This window comes from Celeribacter baekdonensis (assembly GCF_900102315.1).
GTDB lineage: Bacteria > Pseudomonadota > Alphaproteobacteria > Rhodobacterales > Rhodobacteraceae > Celeribacter > Celeribacter baekdonensis.
In genome coordinates, this window is the sequence record NZ_FNBL01000010.1 from 47,692 (window position 1) to 68,641 (window position 20,950).

The 20,950-nt window shown below is 58.8% G+C and carries 21 protein-coding genes; 12 read left to right on the top strand and 9 right to left on the bottom strand.

The window, feature by feature from the left end; translation table 11 throughout:
- Positions 1–12 precede the first annotated feature (12 nt).
- The 5 genes from gap to rpe all read left to right on the top strand — a co-directional run bounded on the left by gap (position 13) and on the right by rpe (position 4,752).
- Positions 13–1,017, top strand: coding sequence for a type I glyceraldehyde-3-phosphate dehydrogenase (gene gap / locus BLT54_RS15530; RefSeq protein ID WP_074646214.1), 1,005 nt, complete (start codon positions 13–15; stop codon positions 1,015–1,017).
- Positions 1,014–2,222, top strand: a complete 1,209-nt coding sequence (locus tag BLT54_RS15535) for a phosphoglycerate kinase (protein ID WP_074646215.1) — start codon at positions 1,014–1,016, stop codon at positions 2,220–2,222. Before gap ends, BLT54_RS15535 begins: the two co-directional genes overlap by 4 nt.
- An 11-nt stretch (positions 2,223–2,233) precedes the next feature.
- Positions 2,234–3,283 (top strand): class II fructose-bisphosphate aldolase, encoded by a 1,050-nt coding sequence (gene fba, locus BLT54_RS15540; RefSeq protein ID WP_074646216.1) that lies wholly within the window; start codon positions 2,234–2,236, stop codon positions 3,281–3,283.
- A 63-nt stretch (positions 3,284–3,346) separates the two neighbouring features.
- The gene (gene tpiA, locus BLT54_RS15545) at positions 3,347–4,072 is read left to right on the top strand and encodes a triose-phosphate isomerase (RefSeq protein WP_074646217.1); all 726 of its coding nucleotides are present in this window, start codon (positions 3,347–3,349) and stop codon (positions 4,070–4,072) included.
- Positions 4,069–4,752 (top strand): ribulose-phosphate 3-epimerase, encoded by a 684-nt coding sequence (rpe, locus tag BLT54_RS15550; RefSeq protein ID WP_074646218.1) that lies wholly within the window; start codon positions 4,069–4,071, stop codon positions 4,750–4,752. Before tpiA ends, rpe begins: the two co-directional genes overlap by 4 nt.
- 364 nt (positions 4,753–5,116) lie before the next feature.
- On the opposite strand, the gene BLT54_RS15555 is transcribed toward rpe, so the two are convergent.
- Complete coding sequence (locus BLT54_RS15555) at positions 5,117–5,683, bottom strand: LuxR C-terminal-related transcriptional regulator (RefSeq protein ID WP_074646219.1); 567 nt, start codon at positions 5,681–5,683, stop codon at positions 5,117–5,119.
- 116 nt (positions 5,684–5,799) lie between these two features.
- Between BLT54_RS15555 and BLT54_RS15560 the strand changes: the two genes are divergently transcribed.
- The 6 genes from BLT54_RS15560 (at position 5,800) to BLT54_RS15585 (ending at position 11,892) form a co-directional block, all read left to right on the top strand.
- Positions 5,800–6,975 (top strand): thiolase domain-containing protein, encoded by a 1,176-nt coding sequence (locus BLT54_RS15560; protein WP_074646220.1) that lies wholly within the window; start codon positions 5,800–5,802, stop codon positions 6,973–6,975.
- Positions 6,976–7,020: 45 nt separating this feature from the next.
- Positions 7,021–8,532 (top strand): class I adenylate-forming enzyme family protein, encoded by a 1,512-nt coding sequence (locus BLT54_RS15565; protein WP_074646221.1) that lies wholly within the window; start codon positions 7,021–7,023, stop codon positions 8,530–8,532.
- 58 nt (positions 8,533–8,590) lie between these two features.
- Positions 8,591–9,676: a C4-dicarboxylate TRAP transporter substrate-binding protein gene (locus tag BLT54_RS15570; protein WP_074646222.1), complete on the top strand. Its 1,086-nt coding sequence runs from the start codon at positions 8,591–8,593 to the stop codon at positions 9,674–9,676.
- A 3-nt stretch (positions 9,677–9,679) separates the two neighbouring features.
- Positions 9,680–10,207 carry a TRAP transporter small permease gene (locus tag BLT54_RS15575; protein WP_074646223.1) on the top strand — a complete coding sequence of 176 codons (528 nt, stop codon included), beginning with the start codon at positions 9,680–9,682 and terminating at the stop codon, positions 10,205–10,207.
- Positions 10,208–10,294: 87 nt separating this feature from the next.
- Positions 10,295–11,611: a TRAP transporter large permease gene (locus tag BLT54_RS15580; RefSeq protein ID WP_074646224.1), complete on the top strand. Its 1,317-nt coding sequence runs from the start codon at positions 10,295–10,297 to the stop codon at positions 11,609–11,611.
- Between the two features lie 23 nt (positions 11,612–11,634).
- Positions 11,635–11,892: an SDR family NAD(P)-dependent oxidoreductase gene (locus BLT54_RS15585; protein WP_074646225.1), complete on the top strand. Its 258-nt coding sequence runs from the start codon at positions 11,635–11,637 to the stop codon at positions 11,890–11,892.
- Positions 11,893–12,701: 809 nt separating this feature from the next.
- Here the strand turns inward: BLT54_RS15585 and BLT54_RS23025 are convergent.
- The 8 genes from BLT54_RS23025 to BLT54_RS15615 form a co-directional block, all read right to left on the bottom strand.
- Positions 12,702–12,827: a hypothetical protein gene (locus BLT54_RS23025; protein ID WP_281241897.1), complete on the bottom strand. Its 126-nt coding sequence runs from the start codon at positions 12,825–12,827 to the stop codon at positions 12,702–12,704.
- A gap of 303 nt (positions 12,828–13,130) precedes the next feature.
- Positions 13,131–13,289 (bottom strand): hypothetical protein, encoded by a 159-nt coding sequence (locus BLT54_RS22615; RefSeq protein ID WP_176832901.1) that lies wholly within the window; start codon positions 13,287–13,289, stop codon positions 13,131–13,133.
- 290 nt (positions 13,290–13,579) lie between these two features.
- A complete protein-coding gene (locus BLT54_RS15590) occupies positions 13,580–14,308 on the bottom strand; it encodes an SDR family oxidoreductase (protein ID WP_074646226.1) in 729 nt (242 codons plus the stop codon).
- 31 nt (positions 14,309–14,339) lie between these two features.
- The gene (locus tag BLT54_RS15595) at positions 14,340–15,071 is read right to left on the bottom strand and encodes an SDR family oxidoreductase (protein WP_074646227.1); all 732 of its coding nucleotides are present in this window, start codon (positions 15,069–15,071) and stop codon (positions 14,340–14,342) included.
- An 11-nt stretch (positions 15,072–15,082) separates the two neighbouring features.
- Positions 15,083–15,841, bottom strand: coding sequence for an SDR family NAD(P)-dependent oxidoreductase (locus BLT54_RS15600; RefSeq protein ID WP_074646228.1), 759 nt, complete (start codon positions 15,839–15,841; stop codon positions 15,083–15,085).
- A gap of 3 nt (positions 15,842–15,844) precedes the next feature.
- Positions 15,845–17,125: a D-tagatose-bisphosphate aldolase, class II, non-catalytic subunit gene (locus BLT54_RS15605; protein WP_074646229.1), complete on the bottom strand. Its 1,281-nt coding sequence runs from the start codon at positions 17,123–17,125 to the stop codon at positions 15,845–15,847.
- Entirely contained in the window at positions 17,122–18,102 is a 981-nt protein-coding gene (locus tag BLT54_RS15610; RefSeq protein ID WP_074646230.1) for a tagatose kinase, read from the bottom strand. Before BLT54_RS15610 ends, BLT54_RS15605 begins: the two co-directional genes overlap by 4 nt.
- Positions 18,103–18,242: 140 nt before the next feature.
- Complete coding sequence (locus tag BLT54_RS15615; protein ID WP_245708020.1) at positions 18,243–19,283, bottom strand: sugar-binding transcriptional regulator; 1,041 nt, start codon at positions 19,281–19,283, stop codon at positions 18,243–18,245.
- A 153-nt stretch (positions 19,284–19,436) separates the two neighbouring features.
- Between BLT54_RS15615 and BLT54_RS15620 the strand changes: the two genes are divergently transcribed.
- Positions 19,437–20,876, top strand: coding sequence for an ABC transporter substrate-binding protein (locus BLT54_RS15620; protein WP_218129397.1), 1,440 nt, complete (start codon positions 19,437–19,439; stop codon positions 20,874–20,876).
- Positions 20,877–20,950: the final 74 nt, after the last annotated feature.

A 20,950-nucleotide genomic window follows, 5' to 3' on the forward strand; every position in this document is an offset into this window, starting at 1 on the left:
AGAGAGACAGTCATGACAGTGAAAGTTGCCATCAACGGCTTTGGCCGTATCGGACGGAATGTGCTTCGCGCGATCGTTGAATCCGGTCGCACCGATATCGAAGTTGTCGCCATCAATGACCTTGGTCCGGTAGAGACGAACGCCCACCTATTGCGGTTCGACAGCGTGCACGGGCGTTTCCCCGGAGAGGTCACGACGGGCGAGGACTGGATCGACGTGGGCCGTGGCCGGATCAAGGTCACGTCGATCCGCGATCCGAAAGACCTGCCTTGGGGTGACGTCGACATCGCGATGGAATGCACCGGCCTTTTCACCGACCGCGACAAAGCTGTCTTGCATCTTGAAAACGGATCCAAACGCGTGCTGGTGTCGGCCCCTGCGTCCGGTGCCGACAAGACCATCGTCTACGGGGTCAATCACAAAACGCTGACGGCGGCTGACACCGTTGTTTCCAACGCATCCTGCACCACCAACTGCCTGTCGCCGGTCGCCAAAGCCCTGAATGACGCCATCGGGATCTCCAAGGGTTTCATGACCACGATCCACAGCTATACCGGCGACCAGCCGACGCTGGATTACATGCGTGGCGATCTCTACCGCGCCCGCGCCGCGGCACTGTCGATGATCCCGACCTCGACCGGGGCGGCCAAGGCGGTGGGGCTTGTGCTGCCGGAACTGGCGGGCAAGCTGGATGGCGTGGCGATCCGCGTCCCGACGCCAAACGTCTCGGTCGTCGATCTGGTCTTCGAAGCCGCTCGTGATACCACGGTCGAAGAGGTCAACGCCACCATCCGCGCCGCTGCCAATGGTCCAATGAAGGGCGTGCTGGGTTTTACCGACCATCCCAACGTGTCCGCCGATTTCAATCACGACCCCCATTCGTCGGTCTTTCACATGGACCAGACCAAGGTGATGGACGGTCGCATGGTCCGCATCCTGTCCTGGTACGACAACGAATGGGGGTTCTCCAACCGAATGTCCGATACGGCGGTGGCGATGGGGGCGCTCATCGGATGACGATACCTTCAATCATGGATGTGGAGGTTTGCGGCAAGACACTTGTCGTGCGCGCCGATCTCAATGTGCCTGTCGAGGCCGGCAAAGTGACCGACGCAACCCGGATCACACGCTTTGCAGGCGGGATGAAACCTCTTCTGGAGCGTGGCGCGCGGCTGGTCATCATCACCCATTTCGGTCGGCCCACGCCAAATGTCCTCGACCCGGCCTTTTCCGTAAACACATTGCGCCCGGCCTTATCGGATGCTTTGGGCGTCCCGGTGAAATTCTCCGACACATGCGCCACGAACGCGGCCAAGGTCCGCGCCGACGCGTTGGCGAACGGTGAGGTGCTGTTGTGCGAGAACTTGCGCTACAACCCCGGCGAAACCACGAACGATCCTGGCTTTGCAGCGGCTCTGGCCGAACTGGGCGAATTCTATGTCAACGATGCCTTCTCCTGTGCGCATCGCGCCCATGCCTCGACCGAGGCGATTGCTCGGCTCATGCCGTCTTACGCTGGGCCTTTGCTGATGGAAGAGCTCTCCATGCTGGGCGCCGCGCTGGAAGACCCCGAGCGGCCGTCTGTCGCCCTCGTGGGGGGTGCAAAGGTTTCGACCAAGATCGCGGTTCTCAAGAACCTTGTCGCAAAGGTCGATCACGTCATCATCGGCGGCGGCATGGCGAATACCTTTCTGTTCGCGAACGGCGCCCCGATGGGCAAATCGCTGCACGAGGCCGACCAGATCGACACCGTGCGAGAGATTCAGAGCTTGGCGCAAAGAGCAAACTGCGCCCTGCACTTGCCCGAGGATGTCGTCGCGGCCAAAGATTTTGCCGCGCATGCCAGGCACGATATTGTGCGAAATGATGCCTGCCCGGCCGATGCGATGATCCTGGACGCCGGACCAAGGGCACTGACACGGTTTCAGTCGATCCTGGCGGAGTGCAGGACGATCCTGTGGAACGGCCCTTTGGGTGCCTTTGAAATCCAGCCCTTCGATCAGTCCACCATGCGTTTGGCCCAATCCGCCGCCGATCTGACCCGTCAAGGTCTGGCCGTCTCGGTTGCGGGGGGTGGCGATACTGTCGCGGCTCTGAACGTGGCCGGGGTCGCCGATGACTTCACCTATGTCTCCTCTGCCGGAGGCGCTTTCCTGGAATGGCTGGAGGGCAAGACGCTGCCCGGTATCGCCGCATTGCAAGACGCCGCGAAAGCGGCCTGAAAGGATTCAAAATGGCTTTGATTACACTTCGTCAACTGCTCGATCACGCCGCTGAAAAGGGCTACGGCGTTCCCGCCTTCAACATCAACAACATGGAACAGGGTCTGGCGATCATGAAGGCCGCCGCCGCCTGCGATGCGCCTGTCATCATGCAGGCCAGCCGCGGCGCGCGGTCCTATGCGGGCGATATCATGCTGCGCCACATGATCCAGGCATTGTCCGAAATGTATCCCGATATTCCGATCTGCATGCACCAGGATCACGGCAACAACGAAGCGACCTGCCTGTCCGCAATCCGCCACGGGTTCACCTCGGTGATGATGGATGGCTCACTCATGGAAGACATGAAGACCCCCGCTGACTGGGATTACAACGTTGCCATCACCGAACGCGTGGCCCGGATGGCGCATTGGATCGGAGCTTCGGTCGAAGGCGAACTGGGTGTTCTGGGTAGCCTGGAAACCGGCGAAGCGGCACAGGAAGATGGTTCCGGCGCGGAAGGCAAGCTGAGCAAGGAGCAATTGCTCACGGACCCGGATGAATCGCTCGATTTTGTCAAGCTGACCAAAGTGGACGCGCTGGCCATTGCCTGCGGCACCAGCCACGGCGCTTACAAATTCAGTTCCAAGCCGACCGGCGAGACGCTGGCGATCCAGCGGATCGAGGACATCCACGCCAAGATCCCCGACGTGCATCTGGTCATGCATGGATCAAGCTCGGTCCCGCAATACCTGCAAGACCTGATCAACGAAAGCGGCGGCGAGATGCCCCAGACCTATGGCGTGCCGGTCGAAGAAATCGAGCGCGGCATCAAGTCGGGTGTGCGCAAGGTCAACATTGACACCGACATCCGCATGGCACTCACCGGCCAGTTCCGCAAGGTCGCGAAGGACAAGCCGACCGAGTTCGACCCGCGCAAATTCACGATCCCCGCGATGGCGGAAATGGAAAAGCTCTGCCGCGACCGGTTTGAACGCTTTGGCACGGCGGGCAATGCCGCCAGTATCAAGGTCATCCCGATGGACGATATGGCGCGTCGCTACGCCGATGGCAGCCTCTGATTCCAGATCAACGATAGGTCGGCGCGTCTGCGCCGGCCCAGATTCCCTGACCGGAGAATGCAAATGACCCGACGTCGCTCCGCAATTGGCAACTGGAAGATGAATGGCCTGACGGCCAATCTCTCAGATGTCGACCAGATTGCCGCAGCGGCGGCGCAGGCCACCTGCGGCACGGGTCTGTGCTTGCCCGCAACCCTTCTTCATGTCGCGCGGGGCCGCGTGACCATGCCGCTTGGCGGACAAGACTGTCACGCGTCGGAATCGGGGGCGCATACCGGCGACATCTCAGCCGGGATGCTGGCCGACGCCGGTGCAAGCATGGTGATCGTCGGCCATTGCGAACGGCACGCCGATCACGGTGAAACCAATGAAATCGTGGCCGCGAAAAGCGGAGCCGCATGGAACGCCGGGTTGACCGCCATCCTCTGCATCGGAGAGACCGAAACCCAATACCATACGGGCCAGACGCGTGACGTGCTGGCCGACCAGATCGCGGGGTCGCTACCCGAAGGTGCCAATGCAGACAACACGATCATTGCCTACGAACCCGTCTGGGCGATCGGCACAGGGCGGACCCCCGGCATCGGCGAGATTGCACAGACCCACGCCTTCATCCGCTCCAGATTGCCCGATCCTTCGCTTTCGATCCTCTATGGCGGGTCGGTGAACGCCTCCAACGCTGCCGGGATTTTCGCCCTTGCGGATGTCGATGGCGGTCTAGTCGGTGGTGCATCCCTGACAGCGGAAAAATTCGTTCCCATTATCAAAGCCCTGGAGGCCACGTCATGACAGTCCACCGATCCATCAAGATCGCACCATCCATCCTGTCCGCCGATTTCGCGAATTTCGGGGCGGAAATCCGGGCCATCGAGGCCGAGGGCGCCGATTGGGTTCATGTCGATGTCATGGACGGGCATTTCGTGCCCAATCTGACGTTCGGCCCGATGGCGGTAAAGGCATTCCGCCCACATGTGAAAACCGTCATGGACGTCCACTTGATGATTGCGCCGGTCGACCCTTACATCGACGCCTATGCGGATGCCGGAGCCGATGTCCTGACCGCCCATGTCGAGGCGGGCCCCCACATCCACCGCACGCTTCAGGCGATCCGCGGCGCGGGCATGAAAGCGGGTGTGGCACTCAACCCCGGCACGCCAGCCGAGGCGGTGGCGCATCTGCTGGACCTGACAGACCTGATCTGTGTCATGACGGTGAACCCCGGTTTCGGTGGCCAGAAATACATCGACATGACCGACAAGGTGCGACACCTGCGCAAGATGATCGGCGACCGTGAAATCCATATCGAGATCGACGGCGGGATGGACCCGACGACCGCACCAGGAATGGCGCAGGCGGGGGCCGATGTGCTGGTCGCCGGGTCGGCCGTGTTCCGGGGCGGGTCTGTTTCCCAGCCTGGAGTCTATGGCAAAAACATGCGCGCGATCCGCGATGCGGTGGAGGCGATCTAGGATCGAGACCGCGCATATGATCCGCAAGGGCCAATTCGACAACAATGGCCTCACCGCGTTCCGGTAGTTTGCCTCCTCGCAGCATAACTATGTCCAGCGCAAGCCTACACTCAACCATGCGGAAAATTTGCGACAGCACCCAAAGCCTTGCCCGGGGGCGCTCAGGTTGAAATCGAAGCTGTCACCGTTCTAGATTGACCGCTCGCTGGATGGACCGCGAGACGGTTCAGAAACCCTGTCCATTGTGTACGGAACCACTAGCTTTCATCATGACGCGATTGCGGCATGGTCGTAGGGAGAGGCCTTGGTGGTCCAACTCAAGGTTTTGCCTTAAGCCTCTTGGCCGCCGATCGTTCCGGGCCGTTTAGCTCTGCACAATCATCTTTGCGACAAGTTCGGCTGCATTCTGTACACCGAGTTTTTTCATGACAGAACTGCGATGGACCTCAACTGTGCGCGGCGAAATGCCCATGGCCTGCCCTGTCTCTTTGCTGGTGTAGCCATTCACAATATACCGCGCGACTTCACGTTCGCGCGGGGTCAGTGTCGCCGATGTTGTGGGGCTATTTTCCAGATGTTCAAAGGTCCAGACCATGAACCGAAAGGGATCGGTCGGCGTCAGGGTGCGCGCCGCAGCGCGGGTCCAGATGATTTCGCCGCTGCGACATTGCATGAACCGTTCATCGGCATAGCGCGGTCGGCCCTTAAGCCACCTCTGCCACCGTGCGCCTGTCTTTTCGTAATCCACACTCGACGGGTAGAGGATGCGGATGGACTGCCCCTCAAGCTCGTCACGGGTCCAGCCAAAGATACGCTCCATCTCCGTATTGGCGCGTTGAATCACACGATTTGAAAGAACCATGAGGCCAATCGGGGCATCCATGAACCCGGTTAAATCGAGATCTGCCTCGGAAATTTGATCGTAATTCATCTAACCGCCCCTTTCGCTGCACGTGCATCTACGTAGTTCATACGTAGATTTATACGTAATTCTACGAATTGCTGCCATGTGTTTTTTGCATGACCCTTATGGCAGGAGGATATTTCATGACCACAGACATCTTTATCACCGGTTCCGGTCACACGCGTTTTGGCCGTTTGGAGCAAAGCCTTGAGGATTTGATCGTCGACACCGCCCGCGAGGCGATCGAGGAAGCCCAGATTCCTCCCGCGGACATTGATGCTGTGTTTCTGGGGCATTTCAATTCCGGGCTTGTGCCGGATGGTTTTGCCTCCTCCCTCATTTTGCAGGCCCACCCTGATTTGCGGTTCAAACCCGCAACGCGGTGTGAAAATGCCTGTGCGTCTGGTGCAGCGGCGATCCATGCCGGGTTGAACGCCATTCGGGCAGGACGCGCCCGCAACGTCTTGGTTGTTGGTGCCGAAAAGATGACCCATCGCTCGACACCCGATGTCACCACCGCATTGGCGGGGGCTGGGTATCAAAATGATGCGGCTGAAGCGGCATTGAGCTTTCCCCAAGTCTTTGCCGTCGCGGCGGAGCAGTATGCCGAGCGTTACGGTGATCCCATGGACACATTTGCACGCATCGCCGCCAAGAACCATGAAAACGCGATGAAAAACCCTTTGGCACATATGCATAAGGCGCTGCCCTATGAATTCTGCCGTGAGGTGAGCGAGAGAAACCCGTTGATCGCGCCCCCGCTTCGATTGAGTGATTGTTCGTTGGTCACGGATGGCGCAGCAGCCATTGTGTTGAGCGCAGGCGCGGCACATGCGAGCGATGCGACGGCACGGGTTTTGGTGGCCGCTGCCGAACATGTGTCCGATTTCCTACCGATGAACCGTCGTGATTTTGTAGCCTTCGAGGGCCCCGAACGCGCCATTCAAATGGCCTATAAGACGGCGGGCATCACCGTTTCCGATCTCGATTTCGCCGAGGTCCATGATTGCTTCACACCTGCCGAATTGCTGATCTATGAGGCAATGGGGCTTGCTCCCAAGGGGCAGGGCGTCCGTGCTTTGAGTGAGGGGACAGTCTATGCGGACGGTCGCACGCCGGTGAACCTGTCGGGCGGCCTCAAGGCCAAAGGCCATCCGGTCGGGGCCACAGGCGTTTCCATGCATGCGCTGGGGTTTCGGCAACTGACCGGACGCGCGGGGAGCATCCAGCGCGAAGGTGCGCAATGGGGGCTTGCCTTCAACATGGGCGGGGCGGCTGTCGCCAATTATGCGACGATTTTAAAGGCCGACCGCGCCTAAATCAGATGACCCCCTGACCCAGATGATCCAAGGACTGAAAAGACGATGAATATCGCGAATTGGCTGTATCAAACGGCCTTGTCTTGGCCAAACCGCCCTGCCCTGTATGAGGGCGACGTGTTGCGCCAGACCTATGCTGACCTCTTGCAGACGACCTGTAACCGCGCCGCGTGGCTGCGAACTGAACATGGTGTTCAGGCGGGGGATAGGGTGGCGGTTTTTGCCAAGAACGCACCCGAATATATTGAAGTGCTTCATGCCTGTTGGTGGCTTGGTGCCGTGGTTGTGCCGATCAATTGCAAACTTCACCCACGCGAAGCCGAATGGATCATTCGAGATTCAGAAGCCGCACTGGTGTTCACGCAAAGCGGGGCGTTGTTTGCAGAACAGGCCGACATTCACGAAGCAGCGCTCTGTATGCCCGTCACACAAGATGAAAAGGTCGCGGCCCCTGCGCAGGTAGAAGATCAGGATCTCGCGTGGCTGTTCTACACGTCGGGCACGACAGGAACCCCCAAAGGGGTGATGCTGAGCCATGGGAACGTGCGTCAGATGACGCTCTGTTACGCCTTGGACGTCGATGCCGCGCACCCCAATGATCACATGCTCTATGCTGCACCGATGTCGCATGGGGCGGGCCTTTATATGTTCGCGCAAATCCGTGCCGGGGGTGCCCATCTCATTCCCGCGTCGCACGGGTTTGACAGCGAAGAGATCATCGGCCTTGCCAAGACACGGGGAAATCTCGTTTTCTTTGCGGCTCCCACCATGGTGAAACGGCTGATCGCCGCCTCAAAAGCGCTGGGATATACCGGCGAGGGCATTCGCACGATCATTTACGGAGGCGGGCCGATGTATGCGAATGATATCAATGAAGCCCTCACCTGTTATGGTCCCCGTTTTGTCCAGATTTACGGTCAGGGCGAAACGCCGATGACAATTTCCGTCCTTGGTCGGGATTTGGTCGCGGATCAGTCGAACCCGCGCTGGCAAGCCCGCCGTGCCTCTGTCGGCATTGCGCAAGGTGCTGTCACGCTCGCGGTGCTTGGCCCCGATGGCTCTGTTGTGCCACCGGGAGTGACGGGAGAAATTTGCGTTCAGGGGCCAACTGTCATGCAGGGCTATTGGAAAAACGCGCAAGCCAGTGAACAGGCCCTAAATGGCGGGTGGCTTCATACCGGCGACCTCGGGCATCTGGACGAGGACGGGTTTCTCTATCTCACCGACCGCTCGAAGGATGTGATCATCTCCGGGGGGACAAATATTTACCCCCGTGAGGTCGAAGAAGCGCTGTTGTGCCATCCGGCCGTTTTCGAGGTTGCCGTGATCGGAGTGCCCGAACCGGACTGGGGCGAACAGGTGCTCGCCTATGTCGTGTTCGAACACGGGCAAAGCGCCAGCGTGCCGGAACTCGACCGTTGGTGCCGCCAACATATCGCGGCGTTCAAACGCCCAAAACGCTACGAATTCGTCAAGGATCTACCCAAGAACAGCTATGGGAAAGTTTTGAAAACGGACCTTAGAACCCAAGCTGCATCTGAGGCTGCGCCGGTTTGAACCGGAAAACAAGACAACCGGGCAGGAGGAGCTCGGGAACATTGGAGGAGACAATACAATGAAAAGACGTGACTTTTTGAAAACCACAGGCGCTCTGGCGGGAGCTGGGATGTTCTCGAACCTGCCTGGTTTTGCGCAGGCTGCAACTTCGCTGAAATTCGACAGCTACGTGAGTGAAACCGCCGGACCGTCTTGGGTTGATCGCTGGTTCTTTGAAGAACTGGAAAAGCGCACAAACGGTGACATCAGTATGAAATACTACTGGGCTGGGAGCCTCAACAAAGTGGGTGAACATCTTGGCGCTGTGCGTGATGGGACGAGCGAGGCAACTCTGATTGCTCCGGGCTATTATCAGGCCGAACTTCCAGTCACACGTGGGCTTGAGTGGTATTTCCGTATGGAGCGCGCCGACGAACTGCAATTGGTGTGCCGCGATGTCTACGAAAACTTCGCGCCACTGCGTCAGGAATGGGAAGACCGGCATCGCTCTAAGGTGCTGTACTGGACCAACTGGAACTACGCCCCCCTCATCATGCGTGAGCCGATCACCTCGCTTGCCGATCTCAAAGGCAAGAAAATCCGCGCCTATGGTGTGGCCACGGATGTGATCGAAGGCTTTGGTGGCATCGCCGTGCCAATGGCGGCGGGCGAAGTGTATCAAGCGCTTGAACGCGGTGTGCTCGATGGGGTCTACGGGTTCGATTTTGTCACCGCCGTGGCCTATAAGCTGCACGAGATTGCACCGAATTTCCATGACATCGGCGATGGTCCTCATGCCCCTGCGGTGACAGTGATGAACCGCCGCGTTTGGGAAGGCCTGCCTGCCGCGCATCAACAGGTGTGTACCGATCTCGCCAATGAGCTTTACGCCGGGAAATTTGCCGAAATCTACAACAAGGTGTTGGCCGAGTACGTGCAAAAGGCGATCTCAGAAGGCGTGACCCTGTCCTCTCTGTCCGACGCGGAAAAGGCCAAGGCCAAAGCCACGGTTCAACCCGCTCAGGTCAACAAATGGGTTGAGACAGTCGCCAAGCCGAACGGCATTGACGGGGACGCAATGCAGAAAGTCGTGGAAGACGCCATCGCACGCCACGCAGGGACGGGCACAATGAAGCGCCCGGTCGAAATCGCGGCAGGCCTGTAAGCGATGCTGGCGCGTTTGAACCGCCTGCTCGACGGGATTACCCGGATCACATCATGGGTGGCATTGAGCTTTCTTGCCTTCATGATGGTGGCCATCACATTGGATGTGGTGGCCCGCGCCCTCTTTGGACGTGCGGTGCCGGGGCTTTTCGAAATGACGGAAATGTCGATGGTGATGGTGGTCTTCATGGGGCTTGGCGCGACGTTGCTTGATGACGGACATATCCGTGTCACGATGATGACCGACGCGTTGCCCAGACCGTGGTCTCGCGGCTGCACATCTTTGGCGTGGCTGTTTGCCGGGCTTACGTTTGCCATGCTGGCATGGCCCGCAACTCGGGAAGCGATCTATTCGTTTTCGATCCGCGAATTCCGCTGGGGCTATTTCCAAGTACCGATCTGGTGGGCCAAAATCGCGGTCGCTGCGGGGCTATGGTTCGCCGCGCTCCAAGCCGCAGTCCATGCTCTGCGCATCGCGTTGAAACAAGTGGCCTTGCCGACGCTGGAGCGCGCTCACTCCGACATACACTGATTTACGGCGAGGTTCGCCTGCCTCGCTCGGCGTTGGTGCCGTTGCTTTCGCGACGGCTGCGCGCGCCACAACAACAGGACATAGATAATGGATGTGACACTCATCACCGCACTCGCCGTCGGATTGATCTTTCTGCTCATGGCGCTTGGCACACCGGTCTTTGCCGCACTGGCACTGTCCGGGGCTTTCGGCATCATCATGGTTGAAAATCTGGCCTTTTTGCTGGCCAGATTGAAATCCTTTTCGTTCGCCCATACCGCCAATTACGCGCTCACCGTGATCCCGCTGTTTATCCTGATGGGGGCGTTTGCGCATCACGCACAGGTCGGGAAACGGCTGTTCCATGTGGCCAATAAATGGGTCGGCCATTTGCCCGGTGGTCTTGCCATGGCAAGCATTTTGACCTCGGCTGGATTTGCGGCCACTTCTGGCTCCTCGGTTGCCACTGCGGCGACAGTGGGCGCGGTGGCCATCCCTGAAATGAAGGCAAAGGGTTATGATCGCCGTCTCGCGGCAGGGGCCGTTGCGGCGGGCGGCGTTTTGGGGGTGCTGATCCCCCCTTCCGTCCTGTTGATTTTCTATGCCGCCCTGACCGAAGTCTCTGCCGGCAAGATGTTGATTGCGGGTTTTGTGCCCGGCATCATCACAACGATTGCCTTTATGCTTGGCGTGGCTTTGATCGGCCACCGGGTTCAGGACCAGTCCACCCGCGCACCACGGGCAACATGGGGCGACCGGATATCAACCACGACACAGGCCTGGCAGGTTTTAGTGCTTTTCACGATTGTTCTCGGGGGGATTTACCTTGGGCTGGTCACGCCCACGGAGGCCGGTGCGATCGGGGCCCTCGCGGCATTTGTGATGCTGCTTTTTGCAAAATCCGCGCGCGGGAACCTCGGACGGAATCTATCTGAAAGTTTCCGTTCAACGGCCACAACCACTGTGATGATCCTTTTCACCATGATCGGCGCGGGCATCTTCAGCTATTTTCTCACCCTCGTTCAGGTGCCGCAAATGATTGCCGGTGCAATCACGCAAAGCGGCGTTCCGCCCCATGTTATCGTGGCTGTTCTGCTGTTGCTCTACATTCCGCTTGGGATGTTTTTGGACGCATTCTCGATGATGGTGATCACGCTCCCCATCGTCTTTCCGACCGTCTCAGGCCTTGGATTTGATCCGATCTGGTTCGGCATTCTCTGCGTGAAAATGTGTGAGATCGGACTGATCACGCCTCCCGTGGGTCTCAATTGTTTCGTGATTGCGGGGATTGATCGCGACACCCCCTTGCCGGACGTGTTCCGGGGGGCGCTTTGGTTTGTGGCCATCGAAATGGTCACCGTGGTGGTGCTTTTCGCATTCCCACAAATCGTGACATGGCTGCCCGATACGATGATGGCCCCGTGAGAGGGATGACACAGCAGACGCATATGACACACCGCAAAGACTATGGCACGGCGTTCCTCACCGGTGGCGGATCTGGGATCGGTCGCGCGAGCGCGATGCGACTGGCCGCAAACGGGGCGCGGGTGGCCGTAAGCGATCTTCGCCTCGATATCGCGGAAGCGGTTGCACAAGATATTCGGGCCAAAGGCGGCGACGCGGTGGCGATTGCTCTTGATGTCTCAGACGCAGCGATGCTGCCCGTAGCAATTTCGTGTGCCGATGCCCATGCCGGGCATCCGTAGCTGTAAGATCAGCCCGCTTCATCAGATGTTACTGTGCCCTTAATTCTTGGACGCTAATGTATTGGCAGGAAATTGGACGAGTTTTGTGCCCTTAATTACTGGATATCCACAGGTTTCTGTCGGCCGGAATGAATGTTCCCTCGCCGACAGGCGTACACTAGACGCCTCGCCCCTTCCCTAGCGCGTCGGCGCAGCCGCATGGGAATTTGCCCGGTGCCTCTGGATCACCGCGCAATGGCAATAGCTCGGACCAGCAGACGTCGCAGTGCAATGACCACGCGAAGCGCCAATGGCGCAATGATATCCCGGGCACCTTATGAAGGCATGCCCGACAGTGCTGAAAATCCGACCAAGAAACACACTCAAAAGGAAACTCAGCGCGTCGCTTGAGCAACATTCTGGCGAGCTTCTCGGGTGGCAGACGTACGTTGCACAGAACCTGTCAGTGTCCACGCCAGCCAGATCTGCTGGCGTTTCCGGTGGACGTTCTTGATCAAGCCCCAGATATCTACAAAGCTTGGGTAAAGAACAATAGTTGGCCCGATCCAGCTCGACAGAAGTTCATCCTGAAACGGTGGCAGGCACCTCGGCAGAGGTTTGCGGTTCACTGAAACGCCGGTTGCGGCTGGCTCCGAACGGTCCAGCTATGTTTGGCCCAGATCGGTTGCCAGGATTGAATCGCATCATCCGTGATCCGCTCTTCGCCGGTTTCGATGGCGTCGATTGCAAGGGCCCTGCCCCGCGACCGATCATCGGCGCGAAGGCATCGCTCCAATAGCCGATAGAAAACAGGTTGATCCCGGTCCTGCCTAGTTGGCGACGTCGATTGCAAGTGTCACCCATGGTCGCGCCAGTGGTTTACGCTCAACCTGATCAACGAGAATGATGTCCGCCAAGGTATGATCAATCTGAACAACCTCCAACGGGCGTTCCACATCCACCCCCCTGCCCTTGCCTCACATACTTGCCTGGCCGCCTTCGCAACACCTCGCGCTGGTCCATGGCGTCAAGGCGCGCTTTGATCGTACGGCGGGTTGGGCGACGAAACCCCGGGCGCCGCACTCGGTCTGTATCTCTCCCACAATCCGGAGGAAGCTAGGAGGCTCAGGCACCAAGGAGTGTCGACGCAAAACGCGCTCAATGATGGCTTCAACTTCTCGGCCCAAACACCGTGACCCACGCTTCGGCAGCAATGCGCACGACCGCCCGTCGCTTTGCTTCAACCGTCGATAAAACTCTCAAACAGAACTGCGGAAAACACCCATCTCTTCCGCCGCAGCCAACAACAGCGGACCCACATCGTTGCCAACTCGATCCAACTCTAGAATCGGACGCAAAATGCTGGCCCTCTCGATTGCGAGTTCACGATCTTCTGGATTCTCTGTTTCCTTCGCCAAGCGCCGCTGCCTATCTGACTTATCCACAAAACCAACCGTCCGGGAATGAAAGGCACAGTCCAGAAATTAACAGCACCCTGACAGCGCGAGACCCGCTTGGGCGGGTCTGGGTGATAACATTGAAGCCAATCTGGCTTTTTACGTGTGATATTGGGCACAAACTGGATTGCTGACCTTAGTTTTTTCGCGCTTGGCATCAGCGGCCAACCCAGCGAAAAACGTATGGCCGCACCGATGCCGCCTGCGGCACCGGTGACTAATACAACTTATCGGCGAACGCCTTCATGGCCTCAGATATCGAATGCCGTGGGTAGCACGATCATATCCCGGATTGTCACGTTGCGACCGCGCGTCAGCGCAAAAATTAGCGCGTCCGCTACCTCGGTGGGCTCGATGATCGAACCGCTGTCCTTCGCTTTTTGCAGCCTGTCGGCCGGCCAATCGGCCAGCAGCGCGGAAACAACGGGGCCGGGAGAGACCTGGCCCACGCGGATGCCGTGTTCGCGGAGCTGGCGGCGCATGGTCTGGACGAAACAGGTGATCGCCCACTTGGACCCGGAGTACACCGGTTCCCACGGAATGGCGGAGTGGCCGGCGACTGAACAGGTGACCCAGATGTCGCCTACGCCACGGTCTTTCATGTGCGGGATGATCGCATGGACGTTCTTCATCACGGCATTGACGTTGAGGTTCAACATGCGGTCGATGGTGTCGGGGTTGGTCTCGTCCAGATCGCCGCCGATATAGGTGCCGGCGTTGCAGTACAGGATATCGATGTGATCCACCTTTTGGAGAATCGACGGGATCATTGCCTTGCAGCTCTCGGCATCGAGCAGGTTTGTGACTTGAGCAATCGCCTTGTCGCCGAGCCGCTCGACGCAGGCATTGAGGGCATTTTCATCCCGGTCAACCATGACGACTGTTGCACCTTCGGCCAGCAGTGCTTCGGTGGCAGCAAGGCCGATACCAGAAGCAGCCCCAGTGACGGCTGCGATTTTTCCGTTGAGAGATTCGGCCATCTCGGCCTCCTTTTGTTTTAGGTTGAGACATTCAGACGGCAAGAAAACCGCCATCAATTGGGAGAACGGCACCGGTCACCATTGGCGCGTCGTTAGAAAGAAGCATGACGATGGATTTGGCCACGTCCTCGACCTCGGCAAAGCGGCCAATCGGGTGGCGGCCCATCATCGGGTCTTTCTTTGAAGGATCGGACCACGCGGCGGCGGCGAGCTCTGTCATCGTCACTGTCGGGGCAACCGCGTTGACGCGGATACCATGGGCACCAAGCTCCTTGGCCATGACGCGGGTCGCCCCTTCAAGACCGGCCTTTGAGGCGGCATAACACATGTGTTCATTGAAACCGCGATGCCCCGCGATGGACGTGACGTTGAGGATCGACCCGCCACCCCCGGCCGCCACGCGCGCACGCGCGAATTCCTGGGCACAGATGAGCGCCGCGCGCAGGTTGATGCCCATCACGGCCTCATAGCCCTCGTCCGTCATTTCGAGTACGGTTTCCAGGACATTTGTCCCCGCGCAATTGATGAGGAAATCGCAGGTTCCGGCCTCTTTCATGGCACCGCGCGCTGCCGCATTGTCCATAAGGTCGACGATGATCGAACGGCAGCCGGTTTCGCTGCTCAGACTGTCCAGGTCAGACTTGGTTCTGGCCATGGCGATGACGGATGCGCCACGCTTGGCCATTTCCACAGCGCAGGCCCGACCGATGCCTTTTCCGGCACCTGTGACGATGACAGTTTTTCCTTCGAATTGGGTGCTCATTGGTGTGTTCCTTAATGTGTGATGTATCCGCCATCGGCGACCAGAGTGGCCCCTGTGACGAAGGAGGCGGCATCCGAGGCGAGAAACAGCACACAATTGGCCATCTCTTCCGGGGTTCCAAAACGACCCATTGGCGTGTTGTCCGCCCAAACCTTGCTCATATCCGGATCTTCCATCCCGTCGATTGCCATGCGGGTGCGGATGTATCCCGGTGCCAGGGCATTAACCCGGATGCCGCGGGCGGCGTATTCAAAGGCCATGACAGATGTCATCTGATGAATCGCGGCCTTAGAAGAATTGTAGGCCACCTGAAGTTGCGGCTTGTTCGCGACATAGCCCGAGATCGAGCCGATATTGACGATGGCGCCGGACGACTGCGCCAGCATTGGACGCACGGCGGACCGGGCGACCCGGAACGGCGCGATCAGGTTCGTATCCATGATCCGGGCCAGCCGAGCGTCATCGAAATCGTGAAAATCGCCGCCATCAGCCACGCCGGCATTGTTGACCAGAATATCAAACCGGCCGAAGCGCTTGAGGGTTGCCTCGACCAATTCGTCAGGAGCGGCGGGGTCGGTTATGTCGGCGGCGTGAAAAGCGTGTTCGCCCGTTTCAGTCAGGGCACGGGAATCGTCCGTTTCGGAACGCGCCGTCAACATGCACCGCGCACCTGCTTCGGCGAAGAGTTGCGCGGTGGCAAGCCCGATGCCTCGGTTTCCACCGGTGATCAGGGCAACCTTTCCATCGAGGCGAAACTGCGAAAGCGACATTGTTCAGGCCTCTTCGAGAGCGCAGGCAGCATGATATTCTGATAGGGTATCACTGACGCGCCTGATCAGGAGGGCTTCGGGGTCGAGCGGTCGTCCAGCAGCTTCAGCCGCGCGTGGCAGATGTTGCCACATCAGGGGCAGCGGTACTGTTTGATCACGAAGTGCGGCCAGAAGATCCGCAACAGCGGCCCGCGCCTTCTGCTCAGTCCAGTAGTATCTAATGCGATCCGAAAGGGAGTAATGGCGCATGACGCGTAATTCCGTGTCCGTGCCATGATAGTGGCGGGCCCAATTCTCCGGTTTGGCCTGCATCAACTCTTCCATCGCGTGGTACAGAGGTCGGTCGCCGTAGTCGGGCAGCATGTCGCTGGCAATGAGGTCCAACGCGTAGAGCGCCTCGCGAAGAACAAAGGTCAACTCCGGCCCGACCTTGAGGATCGAAAACCCGTCTCTGACCAATTCCGATAAAGGGCCGGTGCCTTGGTAATCCGTGCTATGGGCCTCGAATACGAGACCTTCATGCGGTTCCAGAACTCGGATCAAGTCACGCGCCTTTGCAGTGTCATAGGGAATGACGTTGTGGTTTCCAAATTCGACACCGGGCTGGACAACCAGCCCGATGACGCGGCCCAGCATTTCCGAAAGACCGTGTTCCGTGAAAATTTTGTGGTGGACCGCGATCGTCGCGCGGGCGGCGTCATGCGCTGTCGGCGTGATCTCGTCCAGCGCATGATCTGCGCCGCCGGGCGGAGGAACCTCGGTTCCGATGATGTAAAGCGGCAGCGGCAGGTCGGATTTCGCGGCCGTCTCTTCGGCGCGTTTCGCAAGGCTTGCGGCACGCCGCGCTGTTGTTTCGTCATCCAGTGCCCCCGGTTCGTTTGCACATCCCATGGAGGCATCAAGGTGCAGTTTGCGAAATCCGGCACTGACATAGGCCTCCATCATTTCGCAGGCTTGCTCCATCGCTTCGTCCGCGGGCAGGTGCCGCCAAGGATTGGGTCCCAGGTGATCGCCGCCCAGCAAGATCAAATCACGTGGGCAACCTTCTTCACGGGCAAGGTCAAAGACCAGATCGGCGAAATCGGCGGGGGTCATGCCCGTGTAGCCGCCGTTATGGTTAACTTGATTGCAGGTCGCTTCGATAAGGACGGTGCTGTTATGCTCACGCCCGTGACGAAGCGCAGCGCGCAACACAATAGGGTGGGCGGAGCAGACAGACGTGATCCCCCGCGCTTGTCCTGAACGATGTAGCCGCGCAAGGTCGGTCAATTTAATCGCGGTCATTTTGCGCGTTCCATCTGCTGAATGAATGTGTCCAGTTCCGCCCTCGTTCCCGCGCCTTCCATCGGGCCACGAAACATCACGTTGCGGGCACCGGCGGCATTGGCATAGGTCAGGGATTGTTGGGCGCTCATGCCCAGTCGGCGTGCTGCAACATAGGCGCCGCCGAAGCAATCGCCGGCGCCGGTTGGGTCTATTTCTTCAACGATGAAAGCAGGAACGCGCGTGAGGGTACCGTCGGCTTCATGACAGCTCGATCCATCTCCGCCGCGTTTGATCGCGATCTCCGAGACGCCTGTGCCAAACAGGTGCTTTAGCGCAACTTCTTCGCCCACATCCGGAGACAGGCCGGCGGCGACAAACAGCTCATCGCCGGACGGCAGCAGCAGATCGGACATGGCCACCATCGCGGCTACGCGTGCGCCGGTTTCGGTGTCGGCCTGCAATTCCTTGCGCATGTTGGGATCGAGCGAGATGCTTCCGCCACGCCGAGATATGATTTCTGCCGCTCGCTCGATCATCGGCCAGACGGTTGAGTTTCCCAACAGGGTTCCCATGACATGCAAGTGCCCGGCACGCGATACGATGGCGTCCATCGCGTCGGTCCACACCAGCCTTCCGGCGGCAGACGTCCACATATTGAACACGAAATCCCGGTCTCCGTCGGGGCGGTACCGAACGAACGCTGTCCCGGTGGGCAGCTCCGGATCAACGCCGATCCCGGAAACATCGACGCCATCCCGCCGCAACCGGCCGATATTCATGCGACCAAAATCATCATCGCCAACCGCCCCGATCATTGCAGCCGATCCGCCAAAACGCCCGCACTGGTCGATGAAGATCGCGGGCGCGCCACTGGGATAGGGCCCGATCAGCGACAGCGGTTCGGAAAAGCCCGCCCCAACGGTTGTGGCGACGATTTCGGCAAGTATTTCGCCGATACAAACCGTTGGGCCAAGGCTGTCTGGGGCCAACGTCATTGCGACACCCTCGCATTGGTGGTGCGGCGACGCTCTGCCTCGGATGATTTCTTGAGAACAAATTCAAGCACCGCTGGGGCTTGACCTCTGGTCCAGACAAACGACTGAATTCCCAACCTTTGCATGCCGTGCTTCTCCGCTTATTCTGCAGCGCTGCTCTGGACGGAGTTGTCCTCAAGCAAAAGTCGTGCGGTCACGTCATCCGTGACCAGCGTATCGACGAGGCCGCGTTTGCAGGCCGCTTTGATTATCTCGACCTTGTGCGGACCAGCGGCCGCCATGATTTTTTCCGGGACAGACAACACCTGATCAAGCGGCATTCCGACGGTTCGGTTGTCCACCGCCTCGGACACAGAACCGCCATCCCGATCCAGGAATTGACCAAGCACATCGCCGATGGCGCCTGCCTCGATCAACGCCTCTGGTGTAAGTTCGTGCGGGAGCCCATGTTCAACCAAGAACGATTTTTCTGAAACGTTTGAACAGGTCAGGAGGACTGCATCGAGGGATTTGAATTTTTCGAAGTGCTCTTTCAAAGCGTATTGTGAGAGAAAGAGTTCGCGGTCGATACCCTCGGATAGGTAGATCGGAGCAGTCAGGACCGAGAAGCTCGCGCCGAGCACATTGGCAAAACCGGACGCGATTCCAAACGAGTTCAGTGTGGACCCTTTGGCCGTACCACCGAGAATTGACACAACCTCCAGATCTGGATGCGACTGACGTGTGAGCTTTCGAATCGCGGCGTCAAGCGTCAAACCCCAGGACACACCAAGCGAGGTCCAGCCGCCGACCGTCAGACGCTCAGCAAGCAGGGCCGCGAGCGCCGCCCCGACCGACTTGTGGTAGTCGTAATTCGCCTCGTTTGCTGGCCCCACGACCACGCGCTGAAGGCCTAGCGCCTCTTTCAGGTTCTCCTGCAATTCGACACGCGGCAGGAACGGCGACTCGATCTGAATTTTTACAAATCCCAACGATTTCGCCCTTTGGATCGCCTGGTTCACACGAAGCCTTGTGACACCCATGTGACGAGCAACATCGGCTTGGGTCATTTCGTTCACATAGTAGTGCCAGCACACCTCGGTCACGAAGGCGTCGCTGTCCTCAATTGGTTCGCGTCCCAAGTTGAAATCCTCCCAGACATGCAGGCGTCGCTCCCGACAGCACTGCAAGAAGGTTGTCACATATACATATGTTTGGCAATACATGCAGATGAAAATTTACACTTGCATGTGAGACGATGCAATTGCATTGTGGAGTTGGGAGATGGCGCGAGTTGATTCGCAAGGTACGTTCGATAGCTTGCGCTGCGCTCTGTCAAAAATGGGAGGAAAGCCGTGAAATTTGCATTCAAAATGGGCGCATCCGCGCTTGCACTTACCGTCGCTGCGACGTCAGCCTATGCCGAAATCGACGAGGCCTGGTGGAAAGCGGCCGCCGAGCCGTATCAGGGCGTCACCATCCGTGGCGTGACGGAATCGTCGCCACCGTCGCTGTACATCCGCGAAGTCCTCGCGCCGGAATTCGAAGCCCTGACTGGTATTCGGGTCGATGTCGAAACCACGTCTTGGGATCAGATGTTCGACAAGGCGATCAAGGACATGGAAGCCAGCACCGGCATCTACGACATGGCCTATATCGAACAGGACATCATCTATTCGTATCTGTCCCGCAACTTCCTGACCGATCTGACACAGTTCCTAGCCGACAACCCGGATTTGAAGGCGGCTACCTACGACGAGAGCAACTTCACCACCTTCGCCGATTACTTCAAGGACGATGCCGGCCACCTCTACGGCGTGCCGATGGAAGCCTTCCTGAAGGTCTATCTCTACCGTACCGACCTCTTCAACGACCCGGAAATTCAGGCCGAGTTCAAGGAAAAGACCGGCCGTGACCTCGTTCCGGCGAAAACCCATGCGGAATATGCCGAAGTCGCGCAGTTCTTTACCGCGTACGGCGAAGAAAATGACCTGGATCTGTGGGGCACCACTGCGCAGGCCCACACCGGACACGTGGCGTCCTGGTACGAATACTTCGAGTCGGTCGCACCGACCTTCGGCGTTTACAACTGGGGCATCGACGCGGACAACAACTATGGCGCTTCGGTTGCAAACGGCGGCGAAATGAACGGGCCGGAAGCCGTCGAGGCGATGACATGGTGGCTGTCCATGCGTGACATCGCTCCGCCGGAAAGCCCCGCGTCGACCTGGACCGAAGTGGGAACCACCTTTGGGGCCGGCCGTGCCGCGCAGGGTCTTGTATACGGTGAAAACGCTGGCTGGATCGCTGCAGATGAGAGCAAGTCGCTGGTCGTTGGCAAGGTCGGTGTTGCCCTGCCACCGCTGAAGGACGGTGTTATGGAAGAAGTCGAAGGTGGCACGGGCTACATCGGCTACTACGACGGCGGCGCCTTTGGCATGCCGCATTCGTCTAAGAACAAGGAAGCCACCGCGCTGTTCCTTCAGTACATCGGCCAGAACGAAGTTCAGCCCGACTGGGCGGTTGCCGCCCCGCGTGTGACCAACACTGCGACCTACGACGATCCGAAGGTGCAGGAGATGAACGAGAAGCTGAGCGGCTACTACGACCTGATCAAGGACAGGGGCTACCTGTTCGCAGGTGCGCCGGCCTATCCGTTCCACGCTCAGGTCCGCGAAGCGACCGCGCCGATCTTTTACCAGATCCTGACCGGAGACCTTGGTGTTCAGGAAGGTCTGGACCAGATGGCCGCCACAGCGGAATCCACTTTGACCGAACTGGGCTACCGCAAATAACCTGACCTCCTACAGGTTGCCGACAGGGTCGCCGCCGCTTTCAGGTGGCGACCCACGTCGAAAGCAAGAAATAC

What these genes read in the sequence shown, in the direction of transcription:
- gap (WP_074646214.1), top strand. Translation starts at nt 13, where the DNA reads ATGACAGTGAAAGTTGCCATCAACGGCTTTGGCCGTATCGGACGGAAT.
- BLT54_RS15535 (WP_074646215.1), top strand. Translation starts at nt 1,014, where the DNA reads ATGACGATACCTTCAATCATGGATGTGGAGGTTTGCGGCAAGACACTT.
- fba (WP_074646216.1), top strand. Translation starts at nt 2,234, where the DNA reads ATGGCTTTGATTACACTTCGTCAACTGCTCGATCACGCCGCTGAAAAG.
- tpiA (WP_074646217.1), top strand. Translation starts at nt 3,347, where the DNA reads ATGACCCGACGTCGCTCCGCAATTGGCAACTGGAAGATGAATGGCCTG.
- rpe (WP_074646218.1), top strand. Translation starts at nt 4,069, where the DNA reads ATGACAGTCCACCGATCCATCAAGATCGCACCATCCATCCTGTCCGCC.
- BLT54_RS15555 (WP_074646219.1), bottom strand. Translation starts at nt 5,683, where the DNA reads ATGAATTACGATCAAATTTCCGAGGCAGATCTCGATTTAACCGGGTTC.
- BLT54_RS15560 (WP_074646220.1), top strand. Translation starts at nt 5,800, where the DNA reads ATGACCACAGACATCTTTATCACCGGTTCCGGTCACACGCGTTTTGGC.
- BLT54_RS15565 (WP_074646221.1), top strand. Translation starts at nt 7,021, where the DNA reads ATGAATATCGCGAATTGGCTGTATCAAACGGCCTTGTCTTGGCCAAAC.
- BLT54_RS15570 (WP_074646222.1), top strand. Translation starts at nt 8,591, where the DNA reads ATGAAAAGACGTGACTTTTTGAAAACCACAGGCGCTCTGGCGGGAGCT.
- BLT54_RS15575 (WP_074646223.1), top strand. Translation starts at nt 9,680, where the DNA reads ATGCTGGCGCGTTTGAACCGCCTGCTCGACGGGATTACCCGGATCACA.
- BLT54_RS15580 (WP_074646224.1), top strand. Translation starts at nt 10,295, where the DNA reads ATGGATGTGACACTCATCACCGCACTCGCCGTCGGATTGATCTTTCTG.
- BLT54_RS15585 (WP_074646225.1), top strand. Translation starts at nt 11,635, where the DNA reads ATGACACACCGCAAAGACTATGGCACGGCGTTCCTCACCGGTGGCGGA.
- BLT54_RS15590 (WP_074646226.1), bottom strand. Translation starts at nt 14,308, where the DNA reads ATGGCCGAATCTCTCAACGGAAAAATCGCAGCCGTCACTGGGGCTGCT.
- BLT54_RS15595 (WP_074646227.1), bottom strand. Translation starts at nt 15,071, where the DNA reads ATGAGCACCCAATTCGAAGGAAAAACTGTCATCGTCACAGGTGCCGGA.
- BLT54_RS15600 (WP_074646228.1), bottom strand. Translation starts at nt 15,841, where the DNA reads ATGTCGCTTTCGCAGTTTCGCCTCGATGGAAAGGTTGCCCTGATCACC.
- BLT54_RS15605 (WP_074646229.1), bottom strand. Translation starts at nt 17,125, where the DNA reads ATGACCGCGATTAAATTGACCGACCTTGCGCGGCTACATCGTTCAGGA.
- BLT54_RS15610 (WP_074646230.1), bottom strand. Translation starts at nt 18,102, where the DNA reads ATGACGTTGGCCCCAGACAGCCTTGGCCCAACGGTTTGTATCGGCGAA.